Source organism: Streptomyces sp. NPDC060198 (assembly GCF_042728415.1).
Taxonomy (GTDB): Bacteria; Actinomycetota; Actinomycetes; order Streptomycetales; family Streptomycetaceae; genus Streptomyces.
The window spans coordinates 1-20,456 of the sequence record NZ_JBHWZJ010000107.1 but is presented as its reverse complement, the minus strand read 5'-3'; the positions used below and the strand labels follow the sequence as shown (position 1 = coordinate 20,456).

The window sequence follows — 20,456 nt, the reverse complement described above, 5'->3', positions numbered from 1 at the left end:
GCCCCGCACCTGGTGTGCGGGGACCTTCTGCGACGGCGCCGGGTCCCCGCGTCCACGGGAACGCGGAGGGGCCGTACGGACGACGGGTCAGGCGGCCTCGACGGCGGCCTTCTCGACCGGGGCGGCGTCGGCCTTGTCGTCGGCCGGGCGGACGAGGCCCGGGATGAACGCGGCGACGGCGGCGGCGATCAGGGCCACGGCGCAGCCGACCGTCAGGCCGACGCGGAAGCCGTCCTCGGAGGCGAGGGAGTGGCCGCCGAGGTTGATGGTCATCTGGGCGAGGACCACACCGATGACGGCGGAGCCGATGGTCGTACCGAGCGAGCGCATCAGGGTGTTGAACCCGTTGGCGGCGGCGGTCTCCGAGATCGGGACCGAGCTCATGATCAGGGCGGGCATCGCGCCGTAGGCGAGGCCGACGCCACTGTTGATGACGATACCGACGATCATCAGGCCCCAGGCGGAGCCCATCAGCAGCAGGGAGATGCCGTATCCGGCGGAGATGACCAGGGCGCCGAGGACGAGCGCGATCTTCGGGCCGCGGGCGTTGATCAGCTTTCCGCCGAGCGGGGAGACGATCATCATCATCACGCCGCCAGGCGCCATCCACAGGCCGCACGCCAGCATCGACTGGCCCAGACCGTAGCCGGTGGCCTCGGGGAACTGGAGGAGCTGCGGGGCGATCAGCATGAAGGAGTACATGCCGACGCCGACCAGGATCGAGGAGATGTTGGTCATGAGGACGCGCGGGCGTGCGGTGGTCCGCAGGTCGACCAGCGGGTCGCGGGTGCGGAGCTCGTAGAAGCCCCAGGCACCCAGGGCCACGACCGCCACGGCGAAGAGGCCGAGCGTGGTGCCGGAGCCCCAGCCCCAGTCGGCTCCCTTGGAGATCGCGAGCAGCAGGGAGACCAGCCCGATGGCGAGCCCGACCGCGCCGGGTGCGTCGAACCGCTGGCCCTTGGCGCCGGCCGGGACGTCGGGAACGAAGGTGTAGATCAGCACCGCGACGATCACGGCGAGTGCCGCGGAGCCCCAGAACAGGACGCGCCAGCTGGTGTACTCGGCGACGGCGGCGGAGATCGGCAGGCCGAGAGCGCCGCCGATGCCCATCGAGGCGCTGACCAGGGCGATCGAGCTGCTGAGCTTCTCGGCGGGAACCACGTCACGGAGCAGCGCGATGCCGAGGGGCACCATGCCCATGCCCATGCCCTGGAGGCCGCGTCCGACGATCATCGGCACGACGGAGGAGGCCAGGGCACAGACCACGGACCCGACGATCAGCGGGACGGCGCACGCCAGGAGCATGCGGCGCTTGCCGAGGAGGTCGCCGAGGCGGCCCGTGACCGGCACGCACACGCCCGCGACGAGCAGGGTGACCGTGATCACCCAGGCCGCGTTCGAGGACGAGGTGTGCAGGATCTGCGGGAGCTCCGCGATCAGCGGGGTCACCAGGGTCTGCATGATCGCGGCGGCGGTGCCGGCGAGGGCCAGCGTGGTGATCACGCCGCCTGCGCGGGCCGTGGGCTGGGGGGCGTCCATAACGCGATTCCTCGATGTGGGTCGGGACGGGAGTCCGGGACGGAAATCCGGCGGGAGGAGCGGGGCGGGGCACAAGTGGCATCGTGCACGCCTATTGCATTATGCATGCGATGTGCTTGATGCACACCATGTGCCAGGATGGAGCTTCGGTCACCCCGGGCGACGGCACACCGGCCCGGCAGGAAACTGGAGGCATCCCACTCATGAACAGGGCCGTCGAGGACGTCGAGTACGAGCAGATGCTGCTCAGCCGCCACGGGCTCCTGAACCACCGGAAGGGGCGGCGCGAGAACGGCGTGCTGGAGCGCAGCGCGTACATCCTGCTCAGTCGCATCCGCATACAGGGCCCCATGTCCATCGGGGAGTTGAGTGAGGCGTTCGACCTCGACGCCTCCACGCTCAACCGTCAGACCACGGCGGCGATGCGTGCCGGACTCGTGCAGCGCATCCCCGACCCGGCGGGCGGGATGGCCCGCAAGTTCCGCATCACCGCCGAGGGCAGCCGCACCCTCGACGAGGAGCGCGAGGGGACGGTCGCGTCCCTGGGCCGGGTCATGGTCGACTGGCCCGGCGAGGACGTCGCCGCCTTCGCCCGCTACCTCCGCCGGTTCAACACCGACCTCGAACGCCTCGGCGGGCGGCCCTGGCCCCGGCCCTGAGATCCGCCGGTCGGCCGATCCCTCCGGCCTGGCCGACCTGGCCGACTCGTCACAGAACGGATGCGCCCGCTCAGGCCGTCGGTCCACCGGTGCGGGGAAAGTCCCTGGCCTTGATCTTCGCCATCCGGCCGTCGGGGTGGTGCCAGACGATCCCCTCGCACCCGTCGGCCGACGCCAGCGCGAGCACGCGGGCCCGGACCCCCTCGAACGTCAGCTCCTTCACGTCGAGCCGCTCGGCGGTGCCGTGGTGGACGAGCCGGTGCGTACCACTGCGCTCGGGGTTGCCGTTGATCCGCGGCCCGATCAACTCGTACGTCCCCGGGGGCCACTCACGCAGCCCGCCCTCGGCCAGCGCCTCCGCGTGGAACTTCGCGAAGGGCGACCGCGCGACCGGCTCCCAGCCGACCGTCTTCCCGGTGGCGGGGTCCGTGGACAGCGGTACGAACTCCGGGGGTGCGGCCCGGCTGGCCCGCACCTCGCGGCGCGCCCACCAGGCGCCCGCCTCGTCCACCCGGGTACACGTACCGTCGTACTTGCGCGTGGCCACGCCCTCCCCGGCGAACACCCAGTCGCATCCGGGCGTCACCTCGGGGAGCACGCCCGCAGGGCGGGTGGCGAAGTCGCGCAGGAACAGTGTGGGAATCTTCCGCATCGCTCCATGGTGCGGCTCAACAAGCCCTGCCGCACACGGATTTCGCCGGAGCCGCGCACCCTCGCCGGAGCGGGTCCCCCCGCCTGGCACCCCTGCCTGCGCGGGTCATCCCGCTCCGGTGCGCTCCGGTCCCGCCCCGCCGTCGATGAGGCGCCGCAGTCTCGCCTTACCGGGCGTACGGGGCACGCACTGCGGCGAGTTCGGCGGGTGGGCGTAGGCGTCGGCCCGCGCCCCGGACATGCTGTCCACCTCCGACACCAGCACGGCCGGCCCGAGAATGGCCTGATCGCAGTCCACACAGATCAACGGAGCCTCCGCCACTCCTCGGCCAGATGCGACGCGGCGGCACAGCGTTCACCCGCGCGGCAGGTCGGGCACTGGATGGTATGCGTCAGATAGGCGCGATATGCGGCATCGGGCTCCGCCGCGCGAGGGCCCTCTCTTCGTGTCGTCACGTAGGGATTCCGCACCCGGAGGGCGCTTGGATGAGGCCTGGCACGGGATGGCCGAAACCCTGTCCATTCGACTTCCGGATGCCGAAGGGCGGGCGGATGCTCTCCACCCGGGCGGCGCTCGGGGCGACGCCGAGATGCCAGCCCCGATCACAGCCGATAGACCCTCGACGCGGCGCCGGCCCTCGCGCCCATGGAGACGCCGCTCGCGAGGATCCGCCGTGGCGAATTCTCGGAGGAGGCCGTGCGCCGTTTCGGCCGCCTGGGTGAGGAGTCGTCGGAAGGCCAGGGCCACGATCCCCGTCTCTCCACCCCATCCACTTCGCGATCCTCCCCACGGCTGCGGGGCCTTCGACAGCGGGGCATGGACGATCGCCCCCTGATCGGCCTCCGGAATGAGGCCGTACCTCAGGACACACGAGGCGTCGATGCGACCGGGGCTGTCGGTATCGGTCGGCATCCGCGTCGCCCACTCGTTTTCCCAGGTCCCTGCCCCGAGTCGCGGACGGCCGGGAGAACGTTGGGCTGGCCCATGAACCACCGCCGTACGGCCCGCGACCACGAAGCCCACTCGCACCGCTCCGAGGCCATGACTCACCTCGCGATGATCAACCTCATGACCCGCGGACTCACCGCCGAATCCACCCCCGCATGGCGCGGTGCACGAACCGCGCCAGAAAAGGCAATCCGGGATGGAACAACGAGACGAAACACCCGATGAGGCGGACGACGGCGACGACGATCCGCATTCGCGAGGGCACGGTACGCCGGACGCTTGCCGGTGTACAGAGCATGGTGGATGCTGGTGCGTCCATGGAAAGACCGTGACGTCGGGGGCGGCAATTGAAGAGTGAGATGCTCCAAGTCACTGTCAGCAGACGCGTGTTATGGGTTGGTGCGGAAGCGTATCCCCTCCAGAACATAGCGCGCGCACAAGCAGCGATGTACAAGCCCGCCTACGCGGACGCGGTCGCGAGTTTCGTCAGGCGCATTGTCCTGCTCGCCCTGACGGCGGGAGTCTGGTTCTGGATCGTGAACCTTACGGACTCGAAGGCGCTGCGGACGCTCAGTCTGTTCATGACGGGCTTGCTCCTCGCTGCGTCGGTGATCCGATTGGTCAGGGTTCTTCTCCGGAAGACGTTCTACGCCCTGATCATCGAAACCGCGGGTTCACCGCAGACCGCCTTGGTCAGCTGGTCGCTGGACGAGGTGTACCGGCTCGTGCACATGATCATGGACGCGATCGACGACCCGAATGCCTCATTCTCGCTGCAGGTGGAGAACCTGCACGTCGGAGACCGCATCAACCAGTACGGAAACCACAACGCGGGGAAGGTCGTGTCATGACCGAGGGCATGCACATCGGCGACAGTGTCACTCAGCACGGAGACCACAACACCGGCATCGTGCACCATCACGCACCACTGCCCCCAGAGGACGCGCTGCGCCGTCTGCAGGTCGCCGTCGCAGCCCTGCGCCCCCACCTGACGGAGGAGGACCTGCCCGTCGTGGAGGCGGGCATGCAGACCTTGGCCCTCGGAAGCGGTGCGGAGCCGAGCAGGGTCCGTCTGGCGCTTACCCGCATCGCGGGAGTCGCCACCATGATCGGCGGCGTCGGGGTTCCCGTGGTGGAAGCAGTGCGCGGGGTGATGGAGTCCTGGGGCGGAGCGTGAGCCGACGGCCGACCCGCGGAATGTGTCGTCGGTCCCTGACCCGCGTGGCGGGAGAAGCAGCCGTGCCGTCCGGCCGGTGTTGGGCGTGCTGGGTCGGCGCCGGGCGGGCCCCGCAGTAGGCCGAGGCCGGCCCGTCACCGGCCCCGTCCATGGTGACTACTGCTGTGGCTTCCTGCGGTTTTGACGCCGCGGGCGTGTGAAACGCAGCCCCTCGTTCGCAATGCGAGCGAGGTAATAGATCACTTGGATCCACGTCTCAACATATTGCTCTGCGATGATCTCGCCCGTGTCAGGTGTGATCACGGCCTCCGAGTCGGTCTGGATAGCCCCGTTCACCGGGCTGAGCCCGCGCGCCTTCGGCAGGTTGCTGACCGCGCTGCGTCGTGAGGGTGCTGGCTCCTCAGGCCGGGGTCGGCCATGGAAACTGTCGTTGGAGGACCGGGTGCTGCTGGCCACCGCGTATGGGCGGACGAACCTCACGATGAGCAACTGGCCCCGTTGTTCGGCGTGTCGAAGTCGGCTGCGGACCGGGTGATCGATGACCTCGGCCCGAGGCTTGCGCTGCGTCCCCGCCGCCGGTTCGCCAAGGACGCGGTGCTGATAGTGGACGGCACCCTGGTGCCCACTCGGGACCACAAGGTCGCTGAGCAGTCGAAGAACTATCGCTATTCCACCAACCATCAGGTGGTCATCGACGCCGACACCCGCCACACCTCCATGCTCGGCATCGCCCGACTGCACAACCTCGCCGTCACGGAACGAGCTGGCTCCGTCTGACGCTGAACTCGTCTTCCCCGGTGGAGGCGGTGATGCCATGCACGGAGGTGGAAACAGTGACGATGGCGTCGTCCTCCAAGTCTGCTGTCGCGGTCTCGGCCATCACGCAGGCGACGCTCACTGCCAGCGGATAGTCAGAGCACGGCCCGAGCTCCTCTGCTGTACCGAAGGCCGGGGCCTTGTCGACCAAGGACCAATGCTTGCCCCTCGCGTCACTGAACTGCACCTCTATCCAGCCCGGAAACGCGTCATCCACCCACCGGACCGCCTCAACCCGCAGGCCAACCACCAGAACCCCCTTCGCAACCAGCCCGACACCTGCGACGAGTATCCAGCGGTAGATCTGCGACCTGCATTGCGGGACAGCCCTTAAGGGCTTGCAGATGACTAGGTTGCGTGTTGCCAGTCTTGACACCGCAGCTCATGCCGGGTGTTCGACAGCAAGTCGATTCCCTGCACGCCCTCAGCGATGCACGCCGTGGTCTTGTCTCGCGTCTTCTTGCCCTGGAAGTAGGAGAGGGCTGCCGCCTTCCAGGCCGACGGAGTGCAGGGCGCGGGGCGGCGGCGGAGGCCGGGGTGGCGGTCGCTTCGGCGAGGTGCAGCAGCGCCGCGTCGGGCTCCGCCGTCAGGTTCACCCACAGCTGCACCGCCCGCTTGCGGAGATGCTGATTCGACCGGATGTCGCAGTTCCTGAACGTGGGGAGGGAGTACGTCTTGAGCTCTTTCTCGGTCGCGTCCCTGTAGACGAACCGCGCCCGGTCGCCCTCGCCCTCCTCGGTGAGGTACCTCATGCCCTTGACCCAGCCGGCCGGCCACTGCTGACCGGCCCGCGTCCACCGCGTCCTTGAACAGCTCCGCGGACACCTCGTCCGGGAAGCTCTCTCCTTGTGGATCGCCGTGCCGGGTTCCGCCCAGTCGCCACCGCACTCGGTAGCCCGTGATCTCCTCAGTTCTCCTGTTCCTCACAGGCGCCACACGTGCCGTGAACGGAGACCAGGCGGCCCGGTGCACCGGTACAGGGCCGCACCCACCGCGAAGATCGACCCTTCTTCAGGTCGGAGCCGCTGATGATGTTGGTGCCCGGAGCCGGACTCGAACCGGCACGCCCCCGAGGGGCAGCGAGGTTTAAGCTCGCCGTGTCTGCGTTCCACCACCCGGGCTGGCGCGCGGCTCCGCGTCGGGACTTGACCCTATCGGGGGGCGCCCCCCACCAGCGGAGCAGTAGCGCGATGTTGTCTTATTTTATTGATCGCTTGATGGTGCGTCAGACCACGCCGCGGGGTCATGACCATGGACCCGACCCGATCATGGTCCTTCTCCCCGGCGAACGGGATTGACGGAAAGTCGCCGCACTCTTACGGACGAATCCGCCGGACCTCCACCACCGTTCGCCAGGGCCGCGCTACCCCTGTCCCTTCCCTGGTCAGCCGGTCACGTCGTCCACCCGTCGTTGACGCACCGCAGCACCGGCTTCCGGGTGAGCGCCTCCGGGTCGTCGAGGCGGGCTCCGGTGACGCGGAAGACGGCAGTCTCGCCGGGCAGCAGGGTCAGGAGCATGTCGTCCACCCGGGCTGCCGGGTCCAGCCGGTCCGGGAAGAGCGCGAGGTCGCGCAGGAGGGCGTGGGCGGTCACCCGGACCTCATAGCCGGCGGAGCCGGCCGCTTCCTCGGCGTCCGGGGTGACGGTGGCCGTCCAGCGGGCCGGGGGCAGGTCCACGGCGGGGTCCTCCGCGTAGAACTCCACGGTCCGCACCTCCCCGAGCCGCACCACCAGCAGCTCGCGCGCGGGGTCGGAGGGGGTGGCGACGGACGGCGGGAGGGGTACACGGGTGACGTCCCGGGCGGCCGTGGCGACGGGCAGCCGCTCCTCGGCCAGTACCGTGCCGTCCAGCGCGTACCGGGTGAGGTGGAGGGTGCCGTCCCAGGGTTCGGCGGCGTCGTTGACGAGGTGGAGCGTGGCGTCGCGCAGGACGGCGAGGCGGTCGGCGTAGACCGAACGCAGGGCGTACCACAGGGGCTTGCGGCGGCCGTCGCCGTCGAGGGCGGACCAGGAGACGACCGGCCAGCAGTCGTTGAGCTGCCAGACGATCGCGCCCATGCAGTACGGGGTGTTCGAGCGGAAGTGGCGGATACCGAAGGCGACGGCGCGGGCCTGGTTGAGCTGGGTGAGCCAGTGCCAGTCGTCGAAGGAGGCGGCGCCGGTACCGCCCGGCTGCGGGAGGTGGTCGCCGAGCCCCCGCAGCAGCTTGGCGTCGCCGTCCTCGGCCTTCTGGTGGTGGGTGACGTACGGTGCGCCGGGTGCGAGTTCGCCGCTGATCGCGCGCCGGAGCGTGGCGTACGCGGGCGGGCCCTGGAAGCCGAATTCGGCGACGAAGCGGTGCGCGTGGTCGGCGTAGTGGCGGTAGTCGACCCTGTTCCACACGTCCCAGAGGTGGACCGTGCCGAGGGTGGGTTCGTTGGGCGGGAGGTCGGGCGAGCCGGAGTAGGGCGAGCCGGGCCAGTAGGGGCGGGTGGGGTCGAGTTCGGCGCAGATCGCGGGGAGCAGTTCGTGGTAGTAGCCGTAGCCCCAGGTGCGGTTCCCGAGTTCCTTGGCCCAGCCCCAGTCGGCGTGGCCCTCCAGGTTCTCGTTGTTGCCGCACCACAGGACGAGCGAGGGGTGCGGGGCGAGGCGGGCGACGTTCTCGCGGGCCTCGGCCGCGACCTCGTCGTACAGCGGCTGTTCCTCCGGGTAGGCGGCGCAGGCGAAGGGGAAGTCCTGCCAGACCAAGAGGCCCTTCTCGTCGGCGAGTTCGTAGAAGTCGTCGCTCTCGTAGAGGCCGCCGCCCCAGACCCGGACGAGGTTGACCCCGGCGGCGACGGCTTCGTCGAGCCGGTCGGAGAGGTGCCGCCGGGTGGTCCGGGACGGGAAGCAGTCGTCGGGGATCCAGTTCACGCCCCGGACGAACACCGGCTCGTCGTTGACGGCGATCCGGAACGCCTCGCGCTCCAGCGCGACCGTGCGGAAGCCGGTCCTGCCCTGCCGGACGTGGGCACCGAGCCGGACCTCCACGGCGTACAGCGGCTGTGCGCCGTGGCTGTGCGGCCACCACCGCTCGGCCTGCGGTACGGCCACCACGAGGGTCGCGTCCGTCCCGCCCTCGGGGACGGTGAACGTGTGCAGCTCGCCCGCGACTTCTGCCGTGGCGGTGAGCGCGCCACCGCCGTGGCCGGTCTCACCCCGGCGGTCCACCGTCAGCGTCACCGAGAGTCTCGGCACGCCGTCCGGGTCCACGTCGCCGAGCAGCTTCATCCCGGCGATCCGGGGGCCGGTCCAGCTCTCCAGCGCGGCGGGGCGCCAGATGCCGGATGTGACCAGGGTCGGGCCCCAGTCCCAGCCGAAGTTGCAGGCCATCTTCCGGATGAAGGCGTACGGCTCCGTGTAGGCGCCGGGGCGGTCGCCGAGCCGTTCGCGGAGCGCCTCCGCGTAGGCGTACGGGGCGGTGAAGCGGACTTCCAGGGTGTTGGCGCCCTCGCGGAGCAGGTGTTCGGCCGGGAAGCGGTAGGAGCGGTGCTGGTTGGCGGTGCGGCCGAGTTCGGTGCCGTTGAGGGTGACGGTGGCGACGGTGTCGAGGCCGTCGAAGCAGAGGTCGGCGCAGCGGTCCCCGGCGGCTTCCTGCTGGAAGGTGGTGCGGTACGTCCAGTCGGTGCGGCCGATCCAGCCGAGCCGCTTCTCGTTGTCGTCCAGGTACGGGTCGTCGATGAGCCCGGCGGCGAGCAGGTCGGTGTGGACGCAGCCGGGGACGGTGGCGGGTATGCCGTCGGCCGGGAAGGTCAGCGGGACCGGCCCGTCCGGGCGCAGCGTCCAGCCTTCGGCGAGGGGCAGTCGGTGGAGGGTCACGCGGTGATCCTTCCGCAGTCGGGGAGTCCGGCACAGGCCACGTAGTGATCGTCTTCCGCCTGGTGCAGCCCGCCGGTGCCGTCCGGTTCCGGGGTGCCTCGGTGGTACGCGCAGCTCTCCACCGGCTCCGGCGGGTCCCAGGGGGTGTTGAGCCGGGGCACGGCGGCCAGCAGGGTCCGGGTGTACGGGTGCAGGGGGTTGCCGAACACCTTCTGGGTGTCGCCGCGTTCCACGACCCGGCCCCGGCGGAGCACCACGGTCCGCTCCGCGAGGTAGGTGCCGAGGGAGAGGTCGTGGGTGATGTAGAGGACGCCGAGTCCGCGTTCCTTCAGTCCGGCCAGCAGGTTGAGGACGTCGATGCGGGTGGAGGCGTCGAGCATGCTGGTGATCTCGTCGGCGACGAGGAAGCTCAGGTCGAGCAGGAGGGCGCGGGCGATGAGCAGGCGCTGCAACTGGCCGCCGCTGAGCTGGTGCGGGTAGCGGCCGAGTACCTGCCCGGGGTCGAGGCGGACGTCGGTCACGGCCTTCTCGACGCGGTCGGCCCACTCCCGGTCGGGGACGCCCGGGTGGTAGGCGCGCCGGATCATGTCGAAGACGCGGTCGGCCTTGAAGACGGGGTTGTAGCAGGAGAAGGGGTCCTGGAAGACGCCCTGGACGCGGCGGTAGAAGTCCTTGCCCGGGCGGACGGGGGCGCCGTCCAGGGTGAGGCTGCCGCCGGAGATCTGGGTGAGGCCGAGGATCATGCGTCCGATGGTGGATTTGCCGCTGCCGCTCTCGCCGATGAGCGAGACGACTTCGCCGGGTGCCGCGTCGAAGGAGACCCGGTCGACGGCGGTGACGGAGCCGCCGCCGAAGGCGCCCGCGCGGTAGGTCTTGGTGACTCGGTCGAGGGTCAGCATCATGCCTTCCAGCACGCGACGGAGTGGCGGGGGGCGATCTCCACGACCGGCGGCTCCTCGGCGCAGCCGGCGTCGGCCAGCGGGCAGCGGTCGCGGAAGCGGCAGCCGGCCGGCGGGTCGAGGAGCGACGGCGGGGAGCCGGCGATGCCGCTGAGCGGGCGGTCGCGGTGGCGGACGCCGACCTCGGGCAGCGAGCCGAGGAGCATCCGGGTGTACGGGTGGCGGGGTTCGGAGGTCAGCACCCGGGTGGGCGCCTTCTCGGCGAGCTTCCCCGCGTACATCACCATGATCGAGTCGGCGATGTGCGAGGTCAGGGCCAGGTCGTGGGTGATGAAGAGCATGCTGGTGACGAGGCCCGCGTCGCGCAGTCCGGTGAGCGCGGTGACGACGGCCTTCTGGGTGGAGACGTCGAGTGCGGAGGTGACCTCGTCGGCGATGAGGACGGCGGGGTCGAGCAGCGTGGAGATCACCATGACGGTGCGCTGTTTCATGCCGCCGGAGAGCTCGATCGGGTAGCGGTCGAGGACATCTCGTTCCAGCCCCACCAGGTCGAGCCTGCGGTGGAGTTCGGCGGTGTCCACGCTCACCCCGCGCGAGGCGAGGAGTTCGCGGATCATGCGGCCGATGCGCCGGGTCGGGTTGAGGGCGCTCATCGAGTACTGCGGGACGAGCGAGATCCGGTGGAAGCGGAAGGCGTTCATCGCCCGGTCGTCGGCGATGGGTACGTCCTCGCCGTCGAGGGTGACGGTGCCGCCGGCGTGCCGCATCCGGCCGTCGAGCCGGATCAGCGACTTGCCGAGGGTGGTCTTGCCGCAGCCGGACTCGCCCGCCAGGCCCAGGATCTCGCCGTCGGCCACGTCGAAGCCGACGCCGTCCAGCGCCCGGACCTCGCCGCGCAGGGTGCGGTAGTGGACCCGCAGGTCGGTGACGGTCAGCGTCATGTGCTCAGGACTCCCTCAGCTTCGGATTGAAGACCTCGTCGAGGCCGACGTTGGCGACGTAGAGCGCGCCGACGATGGCGGTGATCCCGGCGCCGGGCGGTACGAACCACCACCACATGCCGAGCTGGAGCGCGCTCCACTGCTGGGCGCTCTGGAGCATCAGGCCGAGCGAGACGCCGCCGGTCGGTCCGAGGCCGATGAAGTCGAGCGAGGAGGCGATGAGGACGGAGCCGCCGAAGAGCAGGATGAACATCATGAAGAGGTAGGAGCTCATGTTGGGCGCGATCTCGCGGAACACGATCCGCCAGGTGCCGTTGCCGCTGAGCCGGGCCAGGTCCACGAACTCGCGGGTGCGCAGGGTGAAGGTCTGCGCGCGGATGGCGCGGGCCGCCCAGGGCCAGGAGGTGAGCCCGATGAACACGCCCTGTACGGGCACCGAGCGCACGCCCAGGTACGCGTTGATGATGAGCAGCACCGCGAGCGCCGGGATCACCAGCACCACGTTGGTGACCATGGTGAGGAGCTCGTCCAGGACCCCGCCCCGGTAGCCGGCGAAGAAGCCGACGAGCATCGCGACGACGGCGGCGATGGCGCCGCCGACCGCGCCGACCAGGAAGGTGGCGCGCAGTCCGTGCACGAACTGCGCGTACACGTCCTGGCCGAAGGTGGTGGTGCCCATCCAGTACGTGGAGTCGGGCGGCGCGGCCTGCGGGCCGCCGTAGGCGTTCGGGTCGGTGGTCTCCAGCAGCGGCGGGCCGAAGAGCCCCACGGCGAGGAGGAGGACGACGACGGTGAAGCCGATGAGCAGCTTCGGGTTGCGGACGGCGTAGTGCAGGGTCTCGCGTGCGGGGCCGACCGCCTTCTTCTCCGGGGGGATCGCGTTCTCCAGGGGGGTCGCGGCGGGTCCGGTGTCGTTCCCGGCCGGTCCGGGCGGTGCGCTCATGACTGGCCTCCTGCCATGCCGGTACGGGTGCGGGGGTCCACGAGGACGTACACGACGTCGATGACGAAGTTGGCGATCAGCACGCCGATGACGATGAAGAGGAACGCGCCCTGGAGCAGGAAGAAGTCCTGGTTCTGGATGGCGGCGAGGATGAGCGAGCCGAGCCCTGGATAGGCGAAGACGATCTCGGTGACCAGCGCCCCGGCGACCAGTACCCCCAATTGCAGTGCCAGGCCGGTGACTTGAGGCAGTACCGCGTTGCGGAAGGCGTAGCGGCGGATGAGCCGCTGGGGTGCGCCGAGGGCGGAGAGGTACGAGGAGTAGTCGGACTCCAGCTCGTAGATGATCATGTTGCGCATGCCGATGGCCCAGCCGCCGAGCGCGACGAGGAAGAGCGAGAGGAACGGCAGGACCCAGTGGTGCGCCAGGTCCAGTACGAAGTCGAGGGTCCAGCTGGGCTGGATGTCCAGGCTGTAGCCGCCGGAGATCGGGAACCATCCGGCCTTCGAGCCGAGGGCCCAGGCGAGGATCACCGCGATCCACATGTACGGCATCGCGGTTAGCAGATAGCCCGCCGGGAGCACGGTGTTGTCGAGCACCTTGCGGCGGGCGGCGAGCGCGCCCGCCCAGTTGCCGACGATCCAGCTGAGCAGCACCGCCGGGATCATCAGCCCCAGGGTGTACGGGAGCGCGTCGAGCAGGACGTCGGAGACGGGCGTCGGGAACACCCAGACGGAGATCCCGAAGTCGCCCGTGAGCAGGGAGCCCCAGAAGTGCAGGTACTGCTGCCAGACGGGTTCGTCGAAGCCGAAGAGGTTGTTGTAGTAGGCGTGCATCGCCTCGGCGGCCTCCGGCTGGGAGACGCGGGCGCGGGAGACCATGGAGGCGACCGGGTCGCCCGGCATGAAGCGCGGGATCATCCAGTTGACGGTGACGGCGACGACGAAGGTCAGCGCGTAGACCAGGAGTTTTCGGGCGAAGTAGCGGCGCAAGGGAGCTCCCGTCGAGGTGCCCCGCCGGGCGCGCGCGTGTCAGGGCGGCGCTCCCGGCGGGACGGTGTGGAGGGCCGGGCGGCGGCACGGGCGGCCGGACGGCACGAGGGGCGGGCGTCCGCGCGAGAGTGGCGGACGCCCGCGCGAAGGGGGCCGGTACGGGAGGCCGTCGGACCTCCCGTACCGGTCCTGCGGCGGGGCTACTTCGCCGGCCTCAGCTGGGTCAGCATCTCGAAGCCGCCCATCTCCAGCCAGTTGCGCCAGAGCGCCGGGGCGTAGGTGGGCGCTCCCGGCTTGTCCGAGGGCCAGTTGGTCCAGGTTCCGGTGGTGGACTGCGACCAGAGGCCGTTGTACCAGAGCGGGATGATCGGCATCTCGTCCAGCTGGATCTTCTGGAGCTTGCCCGTCACCGCCTTCATCCCGGCCGCGTCGTCGGTCGGCACCGCACCGAGCTGCTGGACCAGGTCCCACGCGTCCTGGTTCTCGTACCGTCCGAAGTTCACCGTGTTCTGCTGTTTCTGGACGGGGAGTTGGAACATGTACTCGTAGTACGTCCACGGAGTGTTGGACAGCTGGCGGTCGTTGTTGATGACCAGGTCGAAGTCACCCTTGGCGCGCTGCTCGCTGAGCGCGTTCTGGTCGGGGAACTCGGTGGTCACCGAGATGCCCGCGGACTTGGCGCCGGCGGCGATGACCTTGGCGGCCTCCATCCAGTCGGTCCAGCCGGTGGGCACGGCCAGCTTGAGGCTGATCTTCGAGCCGTCCTTGTTCTCGACCAGGCCGTCGCCGTTCGTGTCGCGGTATCCGGCGTCGGCGAGGATCTTCTTGGCGCCCGCGGTGTCGTAGGAGAACCCGTCCGAGGCCACCACGCCCTTGTCGACGTACTGGTCCCACTGCGGGAGCAGGCCGGTCGGGTCGGCCTTCTTGACCAGGTCGCCGTAGACGCCCTTCACGATCTTGTCGATGTCCACGGAGGCGGCGAGCGCCTTGCGGAAGGCGGCGTCGTCCAGCGGCTTGCGCGTCGTGTTGGGCACCAGCCAGGCGGTGTTGGCGGAGAGCATGTAGGGCGGCTGGTCGTAGTACGAGACGACCTTCTTGGCCTTGACCAGCGAGGAGGCGCCGGGCAGGAAGTTGTTGCTCAGGTCGAGCTGCCCCTGTCCGAGCTGGCCGATGACGACCTCGTTGCTCGGGTTGGAGACGTCCACGATGTAGCGCGGCGCAGGCGTCATGCCGAGCGCCTTCGTGCCCCACCAGGTGTCGCGGCGCTGCCAGACCACCCGGTCCTGGGACTTGCTCTTGAGGGTGTACGCCCCGCTGCCGACCGGCTTGTCGTTGACCCCGTTGAGGATCTCCTCCTCGGACCGGCCCTTCCACACGTGTTCGGGGACGATCGCCCGGCCGTAGAGGGTGAAGTCCCACTCCTGGTAGTGGGCCGTCTTGAAGGTGAAGCGGACGGTCGTGTCGTCCACCGCCTCGGCACCCGAGAGCCAGCTCCACAGCGAGTGGAAGGACGACGCCTCGATCTTGCCGAGGCCGTAGGAGTACGCGACGTCCTTGGCGGTGAGCGGCTCGCCGTCGGACCAGGTGATCCCGGGCCGCAGCTTCACCTCGTAGGTCTTCGCGTCCTTCCAGGTGCCGGACTCGGCGAGCCAGGGAGTCAGCTTCCCGGCGTTGGGGTCGAAGTGGAACAGCGTCTCGTAGACCAGCCCCTTGGTGCCGGTGGCGTGGTCCCAGTCGCGCAGCGGGTTGTAGTTGGCCGGCGGCCCCCACTGCGTACCGGTGGTGTAGAGCGTCTCGTTGCGCGGTAACGCCCCGCCCTTCGCGCCGCCCGCACCCTTGCCCGTCGCCGGGCTCCCTCCGGTGCACGCGGTGGCGGTGAGCGCGATCACGGCGAGTGCGGTGGCGATCCGCACCCGGATACCCGTCCCCATAGCCCTTCCTCTCCCCGCCGTCCCTGCGAGCGGAGTCACTGAACCGGGTAAGTGCCGTGAAGGTATGGGGGCCCAGAGGCGCTGTCAAGGCTTTGCGGGAGCGCTCCCACCCTTGCCGCACAGGGGAGTTGACGGTACGTTCGAGACAAACGGAAGGGGATTCGAGGCTGCCCGTAAGGGGTGGGGGCGCAGCGATACGGAAGGGAGCAGGAGCTACGATGCCGGTCGATGCGAACCGGTTAAGCGAGGTCCCTTTGCCCAAGAACCGCCCGACGATCGCCGACATCGCGCTGCGCGCCGGGGTCTCCAAGGTCGCGGTGTCCTACGCGCTCAACGACCGTCCGGGGGTGTCCCCCGCCACGCGTGCCACCATCAAGGCCATCGCCGAGGAGATCGGCTGGCGGCCCAACAGCGCGGCCCGCGCGCTCACCCGCGCCCGCGCGGACACGGTCGGCCTCGCGCTCTCCCGCCCCGCCCGGATGCTCGGGGTGGAGCCGTTCTTCATGGAACTGATCAGCGGAATCGAGAGCGAACTCTCCGACGGCGGGTGCGCGTTGCTGCTCCAGATGGTGAGCGGTCCGGCGCGCGAACTGGAGGTGTACCGGCGCTGGTGGGGCGAGGGCCGGGTGGACGGCGTGTTCCTCGCCGATCTGCGCGAGAAGAACGCCGTCCACGGCGAGCCGGACCCGCGCGTCACGGGAGTCGCCGGGCTCGGCCTCCCGGCCGTCGCGATCGGCCACCCCTCGGCGGCCGGTGCGCTGGTGGCGGTCTGGTCCGACGATGCGGCGGCGCTCCGCGACACCCTGACGTACCTCCATGCGCTCGGCCACCGCCGGGTGGCCCGCGTCGCCGGGCTGGCGGAGCTGGCGCACACCCGGCTCCGCGACCGGGAGCAGCACCGCGCGTGCGCCGAACTCGGCCTGGGGGCACCGTTGGTGGTGCACACCGACTACTCCGGGGACGAGGGCGCGCACGCGACCCGCCGGCTCGTCAGCGCACCCGACCGGCCCACCGCGATCATCTACGACAACGACATCATGGCCGTCGCGGGGCTCTCCGTCGCCCAGGAGATGGGGCTGGACGTGCCCGCCGACCTCTCGCTCGTCGCCTGGGACGACTCGCAGCTCTCGCAGGTGGTCCGGCCGCCGCTGACCGCGCTGCGGCGGGACATCCCGGCGTACGGGGCGCTGGCCGCGCGCACCCTGCTCACGCTGATCGCGGAGGGGTCCGCCGAGTGCCGCCAGGAAACGACCGCCCGTCTCGTACCGCGCGGCTCGACGGCACCGCCGCGCTGACCGGCGGCCCGCGTACGGGCGGAACGCGGCCGATCTCCGCCTGACCTGCCGGAACGGGCGCGGGCCCGGGGTCGTCTCCCGGCCGGGCGCGATGTCATACCGGAGGAGGAGGCGGGTCCCACCCCGGTGCGACTCAAGTCGGCACCCGAACGGGCACGGGGACTGACGACCGGCAGGCGGGGGGCAAGGAGGATGAAGGAGCCCCCCTGACACCGTCGGCCTTTCGGGTCGCGCGGTCCGGTCACGGGGGCGTCCGGCCCCGCGGCCCCCCCGGCTTCCCACCCCCGTGCCCCTCAGGAGTGTCCCTGTGACCACCGCACCCCCCGTCCACCGTGCCACCGGCATCGCCGCGCGCGCCACGGAGCTGTCGAAGGTCTACGGCCAGGGCGAGACCCAGGTGGTCGCCCTGGACCGGGTCTCCGTGGACTTCCCGCAAGGCGAGTTCACCGCGATCATGGGGCCGTCCGGCTCCGGCAAGTCCACGCTGATGCACTGCGTGGCCGGGCTCGACACCTTCAGCTCCGGGTCGGTGCGGATCGGCGAGACCGAGCTCGGCTCGCTCAAGGACAAGCAGCTCACCCAGCTCCGCCGGGACAAGATCGGGTTCATCTTCCAGGCGTTCAACCTGCTGCCGACGCTGACCGCGCTGGAGAACATCACCCTGCCGATGGACATCGCGGGCCGCAAGCCCGACGCCGCCTGGCTCCAGCAGGTCATCGACATGATCGGGCTCTCGGACCGGCTGAAGCACCGCCCGACGCAGCTCTCCGGCGGCCAGCAGCAGCGCGTCGCGGTCGCCCGCGCCCTGGCGTCCCAGCCCGAGATCATCTTCGGTGACGAGCCGACCGGGAACCTCGACTCGCGGTCCGGCGCGGAGGTCCTGGGCTTCCTGCGCAACTCCGTGCGCGAGCTGGGCCAGACCGTCGTGATGGTGACCCACGACGCGGTCGCCGCCTCCTACGCGGACCGGGTGATCTTCCTCGCGGACGGCGCGGTCGTCGACGAGATGGCGCGGCCCACGGCCGACGGCGTGCTGGACCGGATGAAGGCGTTCGACGCCAAGGGCCGCACCAGCTGACCCCGGGCCGGGCCCGCCCGCGGCCCGCAGCCCGTACTCCGTACCGCCCCCGTCCCCGGGGCGTGCCCCGCCCTCATCCGGTCCTCCCGGACCTCATCCCAGGACACACACATGTTCCGTACCGCCCTGCGCAATGTGCTCGCGCACAAGGCCAGGCTGTTGATGACCGTGCTCGCGGTCATGCTCGGCGTCGCCTTCGTCTCCGGCACGCTGGTCTTCACCGACACCCTCGGCAACGCCTTCCGCAACCAGTCCGCCAAGAGTTACGAAGACGTCGCCGTAGCCGTCTCCACCTCTGCCGGCCGCCACGACGAGAGCACCGCCGGCATCTCCGAGGCCACCCTGGACAGGATCCGGGCGCTGGACGGTGTGGCCGGGGCGACGGGGCGGGTCTCCGGTTTCGCCGGGGCCGCCGGTCGCGACGGCAAGCTCATCGGCGACGGCTGGTCCACCAACGGCGGCAACTTCGCCCCCGGCGAGGACGGCCAGGACCCCTCGTACACCTTCACCTCCGGCGACGGCCCGGTGGAGGACGGCCAGATCGCCCTGGACAGCGCCTCCGCCGGCAAGGGCGGCTACCACGTGGGCGACACGGTGCGCGTGGCGACGAACGGGCCGGTGAAGGAGTACGCCCTGACCGGCGTCTTCACCACCGAGGACGGCGCGGTCAACGCGGGCGGCAGCCTGGTCCTCTTCGACGGGGCCACCGCGCAGCGGCTGTTCCTGCGGGCCGGTGAGTTCCAGGAGGCCACGGTCGCCGCGGCCCCCGGCGCCTCGGACACGAAGCTGCTGGCCGAGGTGAAGACCCTGCTGCCGGAGGGCGCGGAGGCCCGTACCGGGCAGGCGCTCGCCGACGAGCAGGCGCAGCAGATCGAGGACGGGCTGGGCAATCTCGACACGATCCTGCTGGTCTTCGCCGGGATCGCGCTCTTCGTGGGCGTCTTCCTGATCGCCAACACCTTCAGCATGCTGATCGCCCAGCGCACCAGGGAGCTGGCCCTGATGCGTGCCGTCGGTGCCTCCCGCCGGCAGGTCAAGCGGTCGGTGCTGATGGAGGCGGCCCTGGTGGGCCTCATCGCGTCGGCGATCGGCTTCGCGCTGGGCGTCGGCCTCGCGGCCGGGCTGCGGTCGGCGATGAGCGTGATCGGCGGGAAGATCCCGGCGGGTCCGCTGGTGATCGCCCCGGGCACGGTGCTCGCCGCGTTCGCGGTGGGTGTCGTGATCACGGTCCTCGCCGCCTATCTGCCCGCCCGCCGGGCCGCGAAGATCGCGCCGGTGGCCGCCATGAGCAGTGTGCACGCGGTGGCGAGCACCCGTTCGCTGGTCGTCCGGAACTCGATCGGCGGTGCCCTCACCCTGCTGGGCGCGGCCGGGATCGTCGGCGGCGCCGCTTCGGCGGACGGGAACGGCCGGAAGCTGATCGCGGCCGGCGCCTTCCTGGCGCTGATCGGGATCATCGTGCTGATCCCGCTGCTGTCGCGGCCGGCGATCGCGCTCGTCCGCCCGCTGCTGACCAGGGTGTTCGGAGTGTCCGGGAAGCTGGCCGCGCAGAACGCGGTGCGCAACCCGCGCCGTACCGGCGCCACCGCCTCGGCCCTGGCGATCGGTCTGACCCTGGTCACCGGCATCTCGGTGCTGGGCGTCACCCTCGGGCAGGCGGTCGACCGGATGACGACGGACAACATCAAGGCCGACTACCTGGTCTCGATGGCGAGCGGGGACGCGCTGGACGCGTCCGCCCTCACCGCGCTGCGGAAGGCGGACGGCGTCACCGCGGTCTCCCCGCAGCAGGCGGACTGGCTGACGGTCGGCGGCAGGCACCACGCGGCGTCCGGTGTCACCCCGGGCGACGTGGAGAAGCTCTTCGCGCTCAGGACGGTCTCCGGCTCGCTGGACTCGCTCGCCGACGGCCGGATCGCGGTGGACTCCGACACCGCGCGGAAGAACCACTGGAAGACCGGTGACACCCTGCCGGTGACCTTCGCGGACGAGAAGAAGGGCGAGGCGACGATCGGGGCGGTCTACGAGGCCAACGAGTTCCTCTCCCCCGTCCTGCTCCCGGAGGACCTCGCGAACGCCCACACCGAGGTCGCCGACATCCGCGAGATCTGGCTGACGACGGAAGGCGGCGCCTCCGACGCCAACGAGCGGGCCATCGTGGACGCGCTGGGCGACAACCCGGCGATGAGCGTGAGCGACCGGCAGGACATCCGGGACATGTTCGGCGGCTTCGTGAACCTGGCGCTGAACATCATGTACGGGCTGCTGGCGATGGCGCTGCTCATCGCGGTCCTCGGGGTGGTCAACACCCTGGCGATGTCGGTCTTCGAGCGTAAGCAGGAGATCGGGATGCTGCGGGCGATCGGTCTGGACCGCGGCCGGGTCAAGCGCATGATCCGGCTGGAGGCCGTGGTGATCTCGCTCTTCGGCGCGGTGGTCGGCGTGCTCCTGGGGACGTTCCTTGCCTGGGCGATCGGCCGTACGATCGCCGCCGCGATCCCCCAGTACGTGCTGGTCGTCCCGTGGGGCCGCATCGGGATCTTCCTGGTGCTGGCCGCCCTGGTGGGCGTCCTCGCCTCGCTCTGGCCGGCCCGCAGCGCCGCACGGCTGAACATGCTGACGGCGATCAAGACGGAGTGACGTGGCTTCCGTCACGGAAGCCACGCAGCAGGGGCCGGAGACCAGTGTCTTATAAACAAAAGTAGGGGCCCACGCTAGTGGGTGTGTTTTTTTAGGGGGGGGGGGGGTG

General features: G+C 70.4%; 16 protein-coding genes, 1 tRNA gene and 2 pseudogenes. 8 read left to right on the top strand and 11 right to left on the bottom strand.

What is annotated here, in order from left to right:
* Window positions 1-87 precede the first annotated feature (87 nt).
* A complete protein-coding gene (locus ACFWEP_RS15970; RefSeq protein WP_387370592.1) occupies window positions 88-1,539 on the bottom strand; it encodes an MFS transporter in 1,452 nt (483 codons plus the stop codon).
* 203 nt (window positions 1,540-1,742) lie between these two features.
* Between ACFWEP_RS15970 and ACFWEP_RS15965 the strand changes: the two genes are divergently transcribed.
* Window positions 1,743-2,198, top strand: a complete 456-nt coding sequence (locus ACFWEP_RS15965; RefSeq protein WP_387370590.1) for a MarR family winged helix-turn-helix transcriptional regulator — start codon at window positions 1,743-1,745, stop codon at window positions 2,196-2,198.
* A 70-nt stretch (window positions 2,199-2,268) separates the two neighbouring features.
* Here ACFWEP_RS15965 and ACFWEP_RS15960 read toward each other — a convergent pair whose 3' ends face one another.
* Window positions 2,269-2,850: a DUF5565 family protein gene (locus ACFWEP_RS15960; RefSeq protein WP_387370588.1), complete on the bottom strand. Its 582-nt coding sequence runs from the start codon at window positions 2,848-2,850 to the stop codon at window positions 2,269-2,271.
* A gap of 105 nt (window positions 2,851-2,955) precedes the next feature.
* A complete protein-coding gene (locus ACFWEP_RS15955; protein ID WP_387370586.1) occupies window positions 2,956-3,147 on the bottom strand; it encodes a hypothetical protein in 192 nt (63 codons plus the stop codon).
* 660 nt (window positions 3,148-3,807) lie between these two features.
* On the opposite strand from ACFWEP_RS15955, the pseudogene ACFWEP_RS15950 reads away from it, so the two are divergent.
* The 4 genes and pseudogenes from ACFWEP_RS15950 to ACFWEP_RS15935 form a co-directional block, all read left to right on the top strand.
* Window positions 3,808-4,023: pseudogene (locus ACFWEP_RS15950) on the top strand (hypothetical protein); the annotation flags it as partial.
* A gap of 134 nt (window positions 4,024-4,157) precedes the next feature.
* Window positions 4,158-4,649, top strand: a complete 492-nt coding sequence (locus tag ACFWEP_RS15945; protein ID WP_387370584.1) for a DUF6232 family protein — start codon at window positions 4,158-4,160, stop codon at window positions 4,647-4,649.
* Window positions 4,646-4,975: a hypothetical protein gene (locus ACFWEP_RS15940; RefSeq protein WP_387370582.1), complete on the top strand. Its 330-nt coding sequence runs from the start codon at window positions 4,646-4,648 to the stop codon at window positions 4,973-4,975. The genes ACFWEP_RS15945 and ACFWEP_RS15940 overlap by 4 nt, the downstream gene beginning before the upstream one ends.
* Before the next feature lie 286 nt (window positions 4,976-5,261).
* Window positions 5,262-5,701 (top strand): annotated as a pseudogene (locus tag ACFWEP_RS15935) (transposase family protein); the annotation flags it as partial.
* A gap of 25 nt (window positions 5,702-5,726) precedes the next feature.
* Here ACFWEP_RS15935 and ACFWEP_RS15930 read toward each other — a convergent pair.
* From ACFWEP_RS15930 to ACFWEP_RS15895, 8 genes are all read right to left on the bottom strand, one after another.
* Entirely contained in the window at window positions 5,727-6,167 is a 441-nt protein-coding gene (locus ACFWEP_RS15930) for a hypothetical protein (protein ID WP_387370580.1), read from the bottom strand.
* Window positions 6,168-6,826: 659 nt separating this feature from the next.
* Window positions 6,827-6,912 (bottom strand) — tRNA-Leu (locus ACFWEP_RS15925).
* Window positions 6,913-7,183: 271 nt separating this feature from the next.
* The gene (locus tag ACFWEP_RS15920) at window positions 7,184-9,628 is read right to left on the bottom strand and encodes a glycoside hydrolase family 2 protein (protein ID WP_387370578.1); all 2,445 of its coding nucleotides are present in this window, start codon (window positions 9,626-9,628) and stop codon (window positions 7,184-7,186) included.
* Window positions 9,625-10,542: an ATP-binding cassette domain-containing protein gene (locus ACFWEP_RS15915; RefSeq protein WP_387370576.1), complete on the bottom strand. Its 918-nt coding sequence runs from the start codon at window positions 10,540-10,542 to the stop codon at window positions 9,625-9,627. The genes ACFWEP_RS15920 and ACFWEP_RS15915 overlap by 4 nt, the downstream gene beginning before the upstream one ends.
* Window positions 10,527-11,468 carry an ABC transporter ATP-binding protein gene (locus ACFWEP_RS15910; RefSeq protein WP_387370574.1) on the bottom strand — a complete coding sequence of 314 codons (942 nt, stop codon included), beginning with the start codon at window positions 11,466-11,468 and terminating at the stop codon, window positions 10,527-10,529. Before ACFWEP_RS15910 ends, ACFWEP_RS15915 begins: the two co-directional genes overlap by 16 nt.
* 4 nt (window positions 11,469-11,472) lie before the next feature.
* Window positions 11,473-12,411: an ABC transporter permease gene (locus tag ACFWEP_RS15905; protein ID WP_387370572.1), complete on the bottom strand. Its 939-nt coding sequence runs from the start codon at window positions 12,409-12,411 to the stop codon at window positions 11,473-11,475.
* The gene (locus tag ACFWEP_RS15900; protein ID WP_387370570.1) at window positions 12,408-13,403 is read right to left on the bottom strand and encodes an ABC transporter permease; all 996 of its coding nucleotides are present in this window, start codon (window positions 13,401-13,403) and stop codon (window positions 12,408-12,410) included. Before ACFWEP_RS15900 ends, ACFWEP_RS15905 begins: the two co-directional genes overlap by 4 nt.
* Window positions 13,404-13,603: 200 nt before the next feature.
* Window positions 13,604-15,334: an ABC transporter substrate-binding protein gene (locus ACFWEP_RS15895; RefSeq protein WP_387370568.1), complete on the bottom strand. Its 1,731-nt coding sequence runs from the start codon at window positions 15,332-15,334 to the stop codon at window positions 13,604-13,606.
* Window positions 15,335-15,588: 254 nt separating this feature from the next.
* Between ACFWEP_RS15895 and ACFWEP_RS15890 the strand changes: the two genes are divergently transcribed.
* The 3 genes from ACFWEP_RS15890 to ACFWEP_RS15880 all read left to right on the top strand — a co-directional run bounded on the left by ACFWEP_RS15890 (window position 15,589) and on the right by ACFWEP_RS15880 (window position 20,347).
* The gene (locus ACFWEP_RS15890) at window positions 15,589-16,629 is read left to right on the top strand and encodes a LacI family DNA-binding transcriptional regulator (protein ID WP_387370566.1); all 1,041 of its coding nucleotides are present in this window, start codon (window positions 15,589-15,591) and stop codon (window positions 16,627-16,629) included.
* Window positions 16,630-16,936: 307 nt separating this feature from the next.
* Entirely contained in the window at window positions 16,937-17,707 is a 771-nt protein-coding gene (locus tag ACFWEP_RS15885) for an ABC transporter ATP-binding protein (protein WP_387370564.1), read from the top strand.
* A gap of 111 nt (window positions 17,708-17,818) precedes the next feature.
* Window positions 17,819-20,347 (top strand): ABC transporter permease, encoded by a 2,529-nt coding sequence (locus tag ACFWEP_RS15880; RefSeq protein ID WP_387370562.1) that lies wholly within the window; start codon window positions 17,819-17,821, stop codon window positions 20,345-20,347.
* Window positions 20,348-20,456 lie beyond the last annotated feature (109 nt).

Excerpts from the sequence above, each read along its gene's own strand:
- ACFWEP_RS15970 (WP_387370592.1), bottom strand. The coding sequence starts at position 1,539 with ATGGACGCCCCCCAGCCCACGGCCCGCGCAGGCGGCGTGATCACCACG.
- ACFWEP_RS15965 (WP_387370590.1), top strand. The coding sequence starts at position 1,743 with ATGAACAGGGCCGTCGAGGACGTCGAGTACGAGCAGATGCTGCTCAGC.
- ACFWEP_RS15960 (WP_387370588.1), bottom strand. The coding sequence starts at position 2,850 with ATGCGGAAGATTCCCACACTGTTCCTGCGCGACTTCGCCACCCGCCCT.
- ACFWEP_RS15945 (WP_387370584.1), top strand. The coding sequence starts at position 4,158 with ATGCTCCAAGTCACTGTCAGCAGACGCGTGTTATGGGTTGGTGCGGAA.
- ACFWEP_RS15940 (WP_387370582.1), top strand. The coding sequence starts at position 4,646 with ATGACCGAGGGCATGCACATCGGCGACAGTGTCACTCAGCACGGAGAC.
- ACFWEP_RS15910 (WP_387370574.1), bottom strand. The coding sequence starts at position 11,468 with ATGACGCTGACCGTCACCGACCTGCGGGTCCACTACCGCACCCTGCGC.
- ACFWEP_RS15905 (WP_387370572.1), bottom strand. The coding sequence starts at position 12,411 with ATGAGCGCACCGCCCGGACCGGCCGGGAACGACACCGGACCCGCCGCG.
- ACFWEP_RS15895 (WP_387370568.1), bottom strand. The coding sequence starts at position 15,334 with ATGGGGACGGGTATCCGGGTGCGGATCGCCACCGCACTCGCCGTGATC.
- ACFWEP_RS15880 (WP_387370562.1), top strand. The coding sequence starts at position 17,819 with ATGTTCCGTACCGCCCTGCGCAATGTGCTCGCGCACAAGGCCAGGCTG.